Source organism: Streptomyces sp. LZ34, assembly GCF_053890475.1.
In genome coordinates this window covers 2,491,242-2,503,677 of sequence record NZ_CM132680.1, presented here as the reverse complement: position 1 = coordinate 2,503,677, position 12,436 = coordinate 2,491,242, and the positions used below count along the sequence as shown (strand labels likewise).

Annotated in this window: 8 protein-coding genes; 3 read left to right on the top strand and 5 right to left on the bottom strand. The window is 72.2% G+C overall.

Annotated features, from left to right (window positions below; genetic code table 11):
* Positions 1-69 precede the first annotated feature (69 nt).
* The 3 genes from ACWY4P_RS08995 to ACWY4P_RS08985 all read right to left on the bottom strand — a co-directional run bounded on the left by ACWY4P_RS08995 (position 70) and on the right by ACWY4P_RS08985 (position 6,584).
* Positions 70-4,302 (bottom strand): FtsK/SpoIIIE domain-containing protein, encoded by a 4,233-nt coding sequence (locus ACWY4P_RS08995; protein ID WP_456209789.1) that lies wholly within the window; start codon positions 4,300-4,302, stop codon positions 70-72.
* 135 nt (positions 4,303-4,437) lie between these two features.
* A complete protein-coding gene (locus ACWY4P_RS08990) occupies positions 4,438-5,664 on the bottom strand; it encodes a sensor histidine kinase (protein WP_456209788.1) in 1,227 nt (408 codons plus the stop codon).
* A gap of 383 nt (positions 5,665-6,047) precedes the next feature.
* Positions 6,048-6,584 carry a hypothetical protein gene (locus ACWY4P_RS08985; protein WP_456209786.1) on the bottom strand — a complete coding sequence of 179 codons (537 nt, stop codon included), beginning with the start codon at positions 6,582-6,584 and terminating at the stop codon, positions 6,048-6,050.
* A 167-nt stretch (positions 6,585-6,751) separates the two neighbouring features.
* On the opposite strand from ACWY4P_RS08985, the gene ACWY4P_RS08980 reads away from it, so the two are divergent.
* Complete coding sequence (locus ACWY4P_RS08980) at positions 6,752-6,994, top strand: hypothetical protein (RefSeq protein WP_456209784.1); 243 nt, start codon at positions 6,752-6,754, stop codon at positions 6,992-6,994.
* Positions 6,995-7,107: 113 nt separating this feature from the next.
* A complete protein-coding gene (locus ACWY4P_RS08975) occupies positions 7,108-7,389 on the top strand; it encodes a DUF1876 domain-containing protein (RefSeq protein ID WP_456209783.1) in 282 nt (93 codons plus the stop codon).
* 89 nt (positions 7,390-7,478) lie between these two features.
* Here ACWY4P_RS08975 and ACWY4P_RS08970 read toward each other — a convergent pair whose 3' ends face one another.
* Both ACWY4P_RS08970 and prcB read right to left on the bottom strand, forming a co-directional pair.
* Complete coding sequence (locus ACWY4P_RS08970) at positions 7,479-9,095, bottom strand: FAD-binding oxidoreductase (protein WP_456209781.1); 1,617 nt, start codon at positions 9,093-9,095, stop codon at positions 7,479-7,481.
* Between the two features lie 129 nt (positions 9,096-9,224).
* The gene (gene prcB / locus ACWY4P_RS08965; protein WP_456209779.1) at positions 9,225-10,070 is read right to left on the bottom strand and encodes a proteasome subunit beta; all 846 of its coding nucleotides are present in this window, start codon (positions 10,068-10,070) and stop codon (positions 9,225-9,227) included.
* Between the two features lie 520 nt (positions 10,071-10,590).
* Between prcB and ACWY4P_RS08960 the strand changes: the two genes are divergently transcribed.
* On the top strand, positions 10,591-12,420 hold the full coding sequence (locus ACWY4P_RS08960; protein ID WP_456209778.1) for an acyl-CoA dehydrogenase family protein: 1,830 nt from the start codon (positions 10,591-10,593) through the stop codon (positions 12,418-12,420).
* Positions 12,421-12,436 lie beyond the last annotated feature (16 nt).

The following is a 12,436-nucleotide window of genomic DNA, read 5'->3' as shown; positions in this document are numbered from 1 at the left end:
GTGTCATTGACCTGGGACGCACAGTCCATATGCACTCCGTGCAATGCGTCATATGCCAATGGCTCTACGTCAGTTCGCCACCTGCACCCCCGCCGCGACCCCGTCCACCACGAGGTAGCCCCGCCCCGGCAGCGGCGCCATGCGGTCGTGGCGGGGCAGCTCGGTGCCCAGCAGGTCGCCGTCGAGGTCGTGGTCGGGGCACAGGAGGACGCCGCAGCGGCTGTCGCGGGCGCGTTGGGTCCAGTGGCCGTACGCGCGGCGCAGGGCGTCGGCGCGGCCGGCGGCGATCAGGTGGTGGCCGGTGGCGGGGAAGGACAGCCACTGTTCCAGGAAGCCGCGCTCGTCCTCCACCGTGTCGGCGTCGTCGGCCAGGAGGAGGGCGGGCCGGTCCAGGGGGAGGGCCGCGAGGGCCCGTTCGAGCTCGTCGTACGTGGTGACCAGGGCGGTCAGCCCGGACAGGTCCCGCAGCGGGGAGCGGCGCGGGGCGAAGCCGATGACCGTGGGCGGGGCTTCGGTGGACGCCGACGCTGACGCCGACGCCGTCACGAGCCGGGCGAGGGTGCACAGGGCCGTGCTGCGGCCGGACCGCTGCGGCCCGGCGATCAGGGCGTGTTCGCGCTCGTACAGCCGCAGCCCGGCGCAGCCGAGGGTGTCGGAGTCCATGCCGACTGGCAGCCACCAGGGGTCCGCGGCGGTCTGGGCCGGCGCCGTGAGGCCGGTGGCGGCCACGTCGGTGGGCAGCAGCCCGACCCCCGGGGCGCTGCGCTGGGCATCGGCCCACCGGGTGGCGGTGTCCGCGACCGCCGCCGCCAGGTCCTCGCCCGGCCAGCCGATCTGGATCACCTGCCGGCTGGCGGCCACGACCGCCCGGCCCGGTACATAGCTGGGGACCGCGTTGCGCGGCAGGTCGAAGTATCCGTACTCGCCGGGGTCGGCCAGCCGCAGCAGCAGCTTGGTCTGCGTCAGGGCGGACCAGGCCGACGGCACGGCGCCGGAGCGGTCGGCGCTGACCGCGAACCTGATGCCGACCGCGGGGCCGTCGGCGTAGACGCGGGCGAGCTCGTCGATCAGGTTCATCCCCGCCACGTCCTTGTCGAAGTCCGAGATCAGGGCGCCGAGGTTGTCCAGCAGCACCAGCCAGTCCGGGGAGCCGGCCGGGCCGCGGGACTTGCGTTCGTCGAGCTCCCGGCGCAGCAGCTTGATCAGCCGCACCTGCCGTTCGCGCTCGCCGGACCCGATGTGGGCGCCGGTGTGCGGGAGCGCGGCCAGCGGGGCCAGGTCGCCCGCGCCGAGGTCGAGGGCGAAGATGTGGTGCCGGTCGGGCGGGCAGGAGGCGGCGACGGCCAGGGCGAGCGCGGCCAGGGCGGTGGAGGTGCCCGAGCCGCCTACCCCGTAGACCAGGAGGTTTCCCGCGGCCGGGTCCCAGCCGACCGCGTACTGCCGCTGCCGGTCGGGATCGTCGGCGAGCGCCCAGGAGGGCAGCCCGGCGGTCTCGGTGTGCAGGCCCTGTTCGGCGACCGGGGGGAGGTCCGCGCGGTGGAGGACGTCGGGCAGCGGATCGGGCCAGGGCCGCCGCGGCGGGGCGAATCCGGAGAGGTCCGCGGCCTGCCGCGTGGCCGTGACCAGCCGTCGTAGATCGGTCTCGCCTTCCGTGCCGTCGGTGGCCGCCGTCAGAACGGGCATGCCCAGGATGAACGGTGCGATCGTCACCGGGGCGGTGACCGCGGCCTGCGGGGTGACCCCGGTGGACAGCGCGGTCTGCACCGGCAGCACCTCCCGCGCGCTGAGCCGGTAGTAGGCGCGTCCCCACTGGCGGGTGCCGATCCCGGCCGCGGCCGGGCTGTCGATGACGTCGCCCGAGTCCCCGGTGCTCTCGAGGCGCAGCGCGATCCGCAGTTTGACGTTGTTCTTGATGGCGTCGTTGACCGAGCCGGCGGGCCGCTGGGTGGCCATGATCAGGTGGACGCCGAGGGTGCGTCCGCGCTGTGCGATGCTCACCAGTGAGTCGACGAAGTCCGGCAGGGCCTTGACCAGGGTGGCGAACTCGTCGATCACGACGGCGAGCCGGGGCATCGGTTCCATGCCCGGGTCTCCGGTGTCACGCAGCCGTTGGTAGTCGCGGATATGGCTCAGGCCCACCTCGCGCAGCAGGCGTTCGCGGTGGCGCAGCTCGGCGTCCAGACAGCGCAGGGCGCGCTCGCTGAGCTGCTCGTCGAGGTCGGTGACCAGGCCGACGGTGTGCGGGAGTTCGGTGCACTCGTCCAGGGCGCCGCCACCCTTGTAGTCCACCAGCGCGAAGGTCAGATGCTCGGGGTCGGCGTCGGTGGCCATGCTCGCGATGAGGGTGCGCAGCAGCTCGCTCTTGCCGGATCCGGTGGTCCCGGCGATCAGCGCGTGCGGCCCGTCGTCGTCGAGGTCCACGGTGAACAGGTCCCGCTCGCTGACCCCGAGCACGGCCTGCACCCGCAGGGCCGGGGCCCGCGTCTTCCAGCGGTGGCCGACCTCGGCCCCGGAGACGGCGGCCAGATCCAGCAGCGGCAGCAGGGAGATACGGTCGGGCAGCCCCGCGCCCTCGACCCGTAGCTCCGGGTCCTCGAACCGGGCCAGCGCCCGGGCGGTGGCGCGCGCCTCGGCCACCGGCATGCCGCCCAGCAGCACATCCGACACCACCTCGTCGGAGGCCACGTCGCGCACCCGGCCACGGCCGTCCGCCGCGGCGGTGACCACCGAGGTGCACAGCGCGGGCAGCCGGGTGGTGAGTACCAGGGCACCGCAGCGCAGGGTGCGGTCGGCGAGCAGGTCCCGCAGCGGGCAGGGCCGGCCCTCCAGCAGTGTGGCGCCGTCCACGACCACCAGCAGCACCGGGCCGGCGCCGCCCTCCGTACGCCGGGGCGCGGCGGCCAGCAGACCGCGGGCCAGCGCTTCGGACTGCTCGGGCCCGACCGCCGCCAGCCGCGTCGTACCCGACTGCGGGTCCGCGCCGTGCGGCAGCCACTTCGTCCAGTCCCAGTCGGCGAGCCGTTCCGGGTCGGCGAACACCGCCAGCGTCACATCCGCCGGCCCGCTCCCCACCACCGCCTGGCACAGCAGGGACCGGGCGATGGCGAGGGCCGCCCGCCGGTCCCCCTCGAACCCCACCGCCTCACCGGCCGACACCCCGACCACGACCGGCACCTGCGGCAGCACATGCCGCGCACCCACGATGTCCGCCACCTCCGGCGCCGGCCCCGAGGAGCTGGTCTCCAGCGGTGGATTCCAGGACAGGTCGGCGGTGCCGACCACCGTCTTGAGGAAGTCCGGGGCGCCCGGGCGCCGTTCCCACAGGGCGACCCCCGGCGCGGTCGCCCGGTGGACCACCTCCGCGGGGTCGGGATGGGCCGCCCGGCGGGTACGGATCTCGGCCGCGTGGCGCGTGGCCACGGTCTGCTCGAACTCCGCGACCCGGGCGGTGTGATCCCGCATCCCGCGCCGGAAGGTGAAGCGGCCCCGCAGCCGGTCCTCCATGAAGTTCCCCAAGAACATCAGGGGGGTGAGCGCCGCGATGGCCGCGTAGCGGATGTCGTGGGTGAGGCCGACGATCGCACCGGCCAGGACCAGCGGACCGAGCATGCTGGAGATGGAGAACGGAGCCTTGTTGGCGCTCGGCGGCGGCGCGGGCGCGGCGATCCGCGGCGGCTCTCCCGGCCTGCCGCCACGCGGTGGGCGGTTGAACGGCAGGGTGCCACCGGGCCCCACCTCCCGGACCGGGTTGACCCGCTGCACGGGGCCGAGGCGGTCCGGTGGCAGGACGCGCACCATCACCTCGCCACCCAGCGAGACCAGGTCCTCGGGCTGGAGCCGGACGGCCTTGGAGATGCGCTCGCCGCACACGTCGGTGCCGTTGACCGAGTCCAGGTCGGTGATGTGCACCTGCCCGTCGGCCGAGACCTCCAGCGCGGCGTGCAGCCTGGACACCCCCGTGGCCACGACCCGCACATCCGCCTCGGCACCGCGGCCGATGACCGTCCTGCCCACCCGCAGCGGAATGCTGTGCCCGGCCTCGAGCCCGCCGACCACCCGCAGTACGGCGGCCGCCACCCGCGGCCCGCCGGCGGAGCCCCAGCCCGCCCGGGCCACCCGCGATCCGTGGGCGAGGCCGGACTCGCTCAGCCCCGTTTCCGGCGGCGCCGTCCGGCCGTCGATGCTCAGTCCGCTGGCCGGTATGTCCAAGGCCGCGGCGAGGTCGGCCAGCGTGGCGTTCGGCCGGCCGACGCGCAGTTCCATTTCCCGCTCGGTCTTGCCGTCGGCATAGACGATCCGCACCGCGCAGTCCCTCCATGGTGGGTCAGGTGACGAAGGGGCGCGTCGAGTCTCCCGCGGGCCCGGCCGGAAGGCATTGACAGCGAGCGCACAGTCGTTGACCCAGCGCGCAATGCGTGTGACGCGGCCGAAGGCGCGTCAGGCCTCCCGCTCTTCGGCCCGCGGCGCGGGTTCCGGGCCGGGGTGCAGCGGCAGTTCGGCGGTGACCTCGAAGCCGCCTTCCGGGCGGCGGCCCGTGGTGAGCGCGCCGCCCACCGAGTGGGCGCGCTCGCGCATGCCGATGAGGCCGAAGCCGCGTCCGGGCGCCGGTGCGGCGGCGGCCGTGGCGGTTCCGTCGTCGGTGACGCTGATGGTCAGCAGGTCGCGGGAGTAGCTGAGCCGTACCTGCGCGGCGTGCGCGGCGGCGTGCTTGGTGACGTTGGTGAGGGCCTCCTGCACGATCCGGAAAGCGGTCAGATCCACTCCCGGGGAGAGCCGCCGCGGCTCGCCGCGCGTGGTGACCGTGACCGGGAGCCCGGCGGAGGCGAACGCGGCGGTCAGCTCGGGGAGCCGGTCGAGTCCGGGGCTGGGTTCCAGGGGCGCGGCCGGCTCGTCCGTCCGGCGCAGCAGGCCGACGGTGGCCTTGAGCTCGCGCAGCGCGGAGGAGGTGGTGGAGGCCAGGTCGGTGAGGATCTTGTGGGCCTGGTCGGGGTGGTTCCGGGCGAGGTGTGCGGCGGTGCCCGCCTGGGCGTTGGCCAGGGCCAGGTGGTGGGCGACGACGTCGTGCAGCTCGCGGGCGATCCGCATGCGCTCCTCGGCGACCCGGTGCCGCGCCTCCTCCTCGCGGGTGCGCTCGGCGTGTTCGGCGCGGGCCTGTGCGGCCTCCATGACGGCTTCCGTATAGGCACGCCGTATCCGGACCGCGCGGCCGGCGGCGACGGGCAGCAGCAGCCACACGGCCGGGCCGATGGTCTTGAGCACCAGCGCGTGGTGGCCGGGGTCGGCGATCATCGCGGTGGTCACCAGCGCGGCGATGGTGGCCAGGCAGTAGGCGTAGGTGACCTTCCGCTCGGTGAGCGTGGCCAGCCAGTAGAGCGCCGTCATGGCCGGGGCCAGCAACAGGGGGGTGAGCAGATAGCCGACCGCACTGGCGGCCGCGGCACAGACCGCCGTCACGGCGACGGCGGTGCGCGGGTGACTGCGGCATCCCACCAGGGCGGCGCAGGAGAAGCCCGCGACGAGCAGGGCCGGGCCCGACGTCGGCGAGGTGCCACCCGGCGTGCTGAGCGCGGCGCCGAGGACGACGAAGCCGAACAGCACCCCGGCCACGACCAGGTCGAAGGCGCGGTGATGGCGCTCCGTATAGCGCTCCAGGCTGTTGGTCATCGGGTTCTCCGGTCGGGGTCTGGCTCCATGGTGGACGATGTCGCGTGCGTACGGCCCACGGGGCCGCCCGGGCGCTGTGCCGGAACCCGGTGACGATCGCCTGGCCGGGCCGGTCCCCGTGGACGTACGCCTCGCGCATGCGGGTGACCAGGAAAAGACCGCGACGACCGCGCCGAAGGCCGCGAGCACCGACAGCAGGAAGCCGGCGGCCGCCTTGCAGCCATGGGACGGGGGTCTCCGCATCTGGACTCGGGATACCTCTCCAGGCTCCCGGCGCGCGGCCCGTCCGTCGTCGTGCGGCTGCCGACAATCGCGGGTACTGAGAACGCAGTACCCGGCGCCCACCAGGTCGTTCCCGGGCATGACCCCCGGCGGCAGCGGCCTCAGCCGGTCAGGGCCTCGGCGAGCGAGGTGACGGCGCCCACGGCCGTCCCGTATCCGGGGATGGCCACCAGCGGCCACGGCACGGGCCGGGGCGTGAGCACACGGAAGTGGAAGGCGTAGTCGCGGTACTCGGGCATGCCTTCCGTGCCGGGCAGCACCATGAAGCGCGGCTGTACGCGGCAGAACAGCCACCAGTCCAGGACCACCAGGTCGAAGAGGGTGAGGGCGAGGAAGCAGACCGTGCCGAGGGCGAACGGCGGCCAGAAGCCGAGCGAGCCGTCCGCCCGGTCGCGCAGGTCGAGGACGCCGAGCAGTGGCACCGCGATGAACACCGCCAGATTCAGCAGCCCGGCCACGACCGCGGTGCGCCGTCCCCGTGCGCTCTGCTCCCCGTACCGCTGTTGGATCGCGGGCGGGTAGTCCGTGAGCAGGGCGTCCCGGGCGATGTGGAGCGCCCCTACGAGAACCGCGGTGAACAGCGCGACCAGTAAGAGCGCGTAGCCGAGACTCACGCCTGTCAGTTCCCAGAAGTCCATGAGGCAACAGCATAGGGGAGAAGTTAGGTTTGCCTAACCTAACCTTCATGGGTCTTGTCGGGTGGGTGAATCTCTCCTTGAATGAGGGGCGAATGAGGGGCACTGACCGTTTCCAGGGAGGGCTTTCCATGAGAACTCGCTTGCACGCGTTAGGAGTTGGCGCGGCGGTGGCAGTCGGTCTCGCGCTCGTCGGCGGTCCGGCGGCAGCGGCCGCGACGGCCGCGACGGCCGGTCACCACGCCGAGGCCACGAGCTTCAGCGTCATGGACTACTACCAGTACCACGACCACTACGCGGCCCATGACGAGTGCGTGGCCGTCGGCGAGGACTTCCTGACCCGCGGGGCCGACGGCTACGAGTGCCGGGCCAAGGACGGCGGCTGGGACCTCTGGCTGATCTTCGCCACCTGATCGCGGAACGCGCCGGGTGGCGCGGGCATGAGCCAGGTGGTGCGGGTGTGGGGGAGTGGAGGCACGCTGGGAGTGGACACTTGCCGGCAGGAGCGATTCCGGAGGTGATCGTCATGCCACAGACCACCGCGGGCTGGCATGTCGAACTGGAATTTGACGAGGACAGCCGCCACACCCGCGCCGCCGCCCTGGTCCGGCTCGCCGACGGGAGCGAGGTGCGGGGCCACGGGGCCGCCAGCCGGGCTCCCGCCGACGCCAACCAGCCGCGGGTCGGCGAGGAGATCGCGGGCGCCAGGGCGCTCAACGAGCTGGCGACGAAGTTGCTGGAGAAGGCGCATGGAGAGATCGACGCGGCGTCCGGCCGTACGTCGTATCCGCTGCATCTGAACCACTGAGCGGCGGGCCGTCCGCCACCGGGCGGACGCCGGCGGGCACCTCACCGACGCCGGCGTCCGGTCGCGGGTGGCCGGTCACCCCGTGGCGGTCATCGGGCGGTTTTCGGCGGCTCGATGCCCAGCGTGTGCGTGAAGATGTTCTTCGGGTCCCAGGCGGCCTTGACCTTCTGAAGCCTCGGGTAGTTGCCCTTGAAATACAGCGTGGACCAGGGGACACCCGAGGAGTTCACGGAGGGGTCCGCCAGGTCGTCGTCCGGGTAGTTGATGTAGGCGCCGTCCTTCGGATCCGGCACCCCGTGGGTATCGGTGTAGATCTCGCGGTACAGCCTCCGCAGCCACTCGACGTAGGTGGCGTCCTGGCCGGGGTCGTCCCACGCCGCGGTGTACTGGACCCGCATCACCGCGTCGCGGTGCGGAAACGCGGTGGCGTCCGGGGCCACCGCGCTGATCTGCCCGCCGTAACTGGCGATGCCCACCGAACCGAAGAGCAGCTTCGGATCCTGCTCACGGGTGAGGTTCTCGTAGATGGCGGCGAGCTGGGCGTCGGAGAAGCCCTTGCGCAGATAGCCCGACTTGATCTTGAGCCGGTAGATGTCCGAGTTCGGGCCGTCCAGCGCCGCGGCCAGCCACGGCTGCTCGGTCCTGACCACGTTGACCGGGGTGCCCACCCCGGCGCCGAGGGCGGCGAGATAGTCGTCCAGCAGCTCGGCGGCGTCGGGGCCGAACACCTGGCCGCTGGCGAGGTTGAGGTCGTTGGCCTTGCGGCCCACCGTCAGGTCGGCGTACAGCCGGGTGGCCGCCGCGCCGACCGCGCTGTTGCGCTCGCACCAGTCCATGTGATTGCGGATCAGCCGGGTGAACTTCGTCTCATCCAGCTTCAGGGCCTGCCACGGCCACTGGCTGGAGAAGGCGATCGCGCTCTTGGGCGCCCGCGGCAGCAGCCGCCCCGGGTCGGAGCCCTCCGCTCCCGGCGTGCGCAGCCAGTACCGGGTCACCACGCCGAAGTTTCCGCCACCGCCCCCGGTGTGGCCCCACCACAGCTCGCGGTTCGGGTCGGCCGCCTCACGCGTGGCGACCACGGCCGACGCCTTGCCGGCCTGGTCGACCACCACGACCTCGACGGCGTAGAGATGGTCCACGACCAGCCCCATCGCGCGGGACAGCACACCGTAGCCACCCCCGCAGATATGGCCGCCCGCCCCGACCCCGGGACACCACCCGGCCGGAATCGTCACACCCCAGCCCAGCGCCAGCCGTCGGTACACCTCGCCCAGGGTGGCGCCGGGCTCCACGGCGAAGGCGCGGCGCGCCGGGTCGTACGAGACCTGCGTCATCCCGGACATGTCGATGAGCACCCGCACGGCCGGGTCGTCCACCCACCCCTCCGCGCAGTGTCCGCCGCTGCGCACGGCGATCCGCTTGCCGGAGTCCACGGCCTCCTGGACCGCCCCCACGACCTGTTCGGTCGAGCCGACCACCCATGCGTGGTCCGGCGTGCCCACCCAGCGCTTCTGGCCGCGCCGCACCAGATACGCGTAGCGCGCGTCGTCGGGTCCGGCCTTGACCGGGCCGAGTGGGGGTGTGCAGCCGGCCTCCGCGGCGCTCTCGGCCGCACTGGCCGGGGTGTCCAGGGCTAACCCCCCGATGACCCCGGACGCGGCGGCGGTGGCGTTCCGCAGAAGCTGACGGCGGTTGACCCCGGACATGGTCGTATCTCCTCGCGGTGTGAAACAAAAACGGAACACCGCCGGAGAGCGGTGTGCGCGGCCTGCGGATGTGCGCGGCTCAGCGGCCCACGGGTGTGCGCGGCTCAGCGGCGCTCGGGTGTGCGTGGCCTACAGGACCGGTGCCTGGGGTCCGTCGGGCGCCGTGTGGCGCCGCTCGACGACGGCCTGCGCGACCGCCGCGACCTCGTCCTGGTCGAGCCGCCGGTACCCGTCCTCGGTGATGAGGGCGATGAGGGGGAACAGCCGCCGGGTGAGATCGGGGCCGCCCGTGGCGGAGTCCTCGTCCGCGGCGTCGTAGAGCGCCTGCACGACGGCGGTGACGATGTCCCGCTCCGGCATGCCCTCCCGGTAGAGCTTCTTCAGCGAGCCCCGGGCGTGGACCGAACCGGAACCGGTGGTGGCGAAGCCCCGCTCCTCGGAGCGGTTGCCGGTGACATCATAGGAGAAGACACGCCCGACGCCCTTGTACACGTCGTAGCCCGCGAAGAGCGGGACCACCGCCATGCCCTGCATGGCCATGCTGAGATTGTCCCGGACCATCCTGGTCAGCCGGTTGGCCTTGCCGTCCAGGGAGAGGGCCGTGCCTTCTATTTTCTCGTAGTGCTCGAGTTCCAGCTGCAAGAGCTTGACGAGTTCCACCGCCAGGCCCGCGGTGCCGGCGATGGCGATCGCGGAGTGTTCATCGGCCGGGAACACCTTCTCGTATTCCCGGTGCGCGATGAGGTTGCCCATCGTGACGCGCCGGTCGCCGGCCACCAGCACACCGTCCGCATAGGTCGCCGCGATGACGGTCGTGCCGTGCGGTGCTTCGAAGTCGCCACGGGCGGGCGGCAGCCGCCGCTCGGCGGGCAGGAGCTGGGGAGCCTGGGCCTTCAGGAAATCCAGGAAGGAGGACGTCTCGGCGGCCAGGAAAGCGGGTGGCAGGCCGCCGGTCTTTCGCGCGTCGAAGGTCATGCACGTTCCTTCCCGAGAGACATCGGCGGCTCCTGCTGGCCGCACATTACCCCACCCCCGCCCCGGGCAATCCATGAAGAGACTCACGGTAGTTGCGCCCGAAAACTACTGCCGCGGGACGGGGCTGCCGGGAGAAGCTGTCCTTTGGCTGCCATACCCGAGGTGTTGACCTCGGGCGCCCGGCCGTACGAGGGTGTGGGTAATTTCCGAAGTCCGGTACGAGGGGGAGGCTATGGCACGTCGGCTGCGCATGTCGCATCGTGTTTCCCCTGGTCCGGCCCGTTATCCGGCGTGTTCGACGACCGTGTCACCGCGTAACGGCCGCCCGGGCCGACGCGTCGTCCGTGAGCCGGGAGGTGTCGGTTCGGGCTGAGCGTCGCCCACCCGCGCCGGTTCCCGATGCGCGTACCCCTGTCCGGTTCTGCGATCCCTTTCCCCATTCCTTCTTACTTCTGATCACGTCACCGAGCGCGCGCCTGCGCGCTGGCTTGATTTTGTCTTTTCGCAGGAGGGATGCTTCATGTCTCGTCCGCTCAACGCCATGAACGTGCCGGGGAGGACCAGCTTCCTGGAAGAGATCTTCCGCGGCTCACTGCGGCTGGATCTCGTTCATCCGTTTCCGGTGCAGCCGGAGAGCGACCGTAAACAGGGTGACGCGCTAGTCGCCGATGCCAAGGAGTTCGCCCGTGGGTTAGTGGATCCCGCGCTTGTGGAGAAGACCGGAGAACTGCCCCGGGAGGCCATCAAACGGCTGCGGGAGAGCAGTTACGTGAAACTGCAGAGCCCCCGGAAGCTGGGCGGCCTCGCTTTGTCCGACCTCAATGCGTTCCGCGTCATTCAGACCATTTCCAGCTGGTCGCTTCCGCTCGGTCTGGTGGTCGCGGTGCAGAACTCGATCGGCTTTGCCCCGCTGGTCCAGGTTCTTCCCGACGGTCCACTGCGCGACATGCTCAGCGAGCGCGTCGCGCGCGGGCTGATATCCAGCTTCGCCGATACGGAACCGTCCGGCGCGGCCAATCATCGGAGGGAGACCGTCGCCGTCCCCACCGAGGACGGACATGCCTACCTGGTCAGCGGCGAAAAGGTGTTCAGCGGCAACGCCCCCTTCGCGGAGCTGCTCGGGGTGGTGGCCACCGTCCAGGAGGACGGCCGGGAGATGCGCAGACTGGTGGTCGTCGACCCGGACGCGCCCGGTGTGCGGCGGTCGGCCGAGCACGAGTTCATGGGCATCAAGGGCTTCCCCAACGGAGGGTTCACCCTGGACCGGGTGCGCGTGCCCCGGGACCACGTCTTCGTGGAGAAGCCCAGCGCCCACGATGTGCGGATCACCGCCCAGGCCGGCGGGCTGGCGATCCTGGGACGGATGTATCTCATCGCGGCACCGTCCCTGGCGATCGCCAAGCTGTGTCTGGAGTGGTCGCGCGGCTTTGTGCAGCGCCGCCGTGTGGACGGCGTCCCGCTGGCGGAGTACGAGGAGATCCAGCACCTCATCGGCCAGTCCCTCGCCGACACCTTCGCGCTCGAGGCGGTCGCCGAGTGGAGCCTGCTGTGCGAGGACGCGGGCCTCAACCCGCTCTTCGAGCAGGTCGTCGCCAAGAACCTGTGCTCGCTGCTGTGCTGGGGCGTCGTGGACCGCACCATGTCGCTGTTCGCGGCGGAGGGTTACGAGACCGCGGCCAGCAAGGCGGCGCGCGGTGCGCCGCCCGTACCCCTGGAGCGCTCCTTCCGCGACGCCAGGAACCTGCGGATCTCGGGCGGGGTGGACTTCCAGCTGGACTACTGGCTCTCCAAGCTGGCGATCTTCTCCTACCACCGCGCGGGCGCCCTCGACGACGGACAGGGCGCCCAGCAGGCCGCGGAGGCACGGGAGCGGCTGACCGCCGCGCTCACCCCGCGCAACCAACGCCACCTGTCCGAACTGCACGACTCCGTCGAGGAGTTCCGCGCCCGCTGCGCGGGGCTGGCCGAGGCCTACCCGGACGACGAGACGCTCTTCGCGCAGGAGCACACGCTGATCGCGGTCGCCCGCTGGGTCACCGAGATCATGGCCGCGAGCCTGGTCCTCGCGCGGGCGGCCCGGCGCACCGCGGAACACGACACCGAGGCACAGGACCTGGCCGACATCTACTGCACCGGGGCCCTGAGCCGGATCGCCGGACACGCGCGCGAAGCGCTGGAGGAGGAGCGGCCCGACACCGGCCGGGTGACCCGGCAGTGGATCACCGGGGACGGCCACGGCGGGCTGCTCGACGACATCGTCACCGACCTGTCCGGCCGTGATGTGTCCGCCCCTGACGTGTCCGCGCCTGACGTGTCCGCCGCTGACGTGTCCGACCCCGACATGTCGTAACCGGACCGGCAGGCCC

Coding starts and splice junctions, on each gene's coding strand:
- ACWY4P_RS08970 (WP_456209781.1), bottom strand. CDS start 9,095: ATGTCCGGGGTCAACCGCCGTCAGCTTCTGCGGAACGCCACCGCCGCC.
- ACWY4P_RS08990 (WP_456209788.1), bottom strand. CDS start 5,664: ATGACCAACAGCCTGGAGCGCTATACGGAGCGCCATCACCGCGCCTTC.
- ACWY4P_RS08985 (WP_456209786.1), bottom strand. CDS start 6,584: ATGGACTTCTGGGAACTGACAGGCGTGAGTCTCGGCTACGCGCTCTTA.
- ACWY4P_RS08975 (WP_456209783.1), top strand. CDS start 7,108: ATGCCACAGACCACCGCGGGCTGGCATGTCGAACTGGAATTTGACGAG.
- ACWY4P_RS08960 (WP_456209778.1), top strand. CDS start 10,591: ATGTCTCGTCCGCTCAACGCCATGAACGTGCCGGGGAGGACCAGCTTC.
- prcB (WP_456209779.1), bottom strand. CDS start 10,070: ATGACCTTCGACGCGCGAAAGACCGGCGGCCTGCCACCCGCTTTCCTG.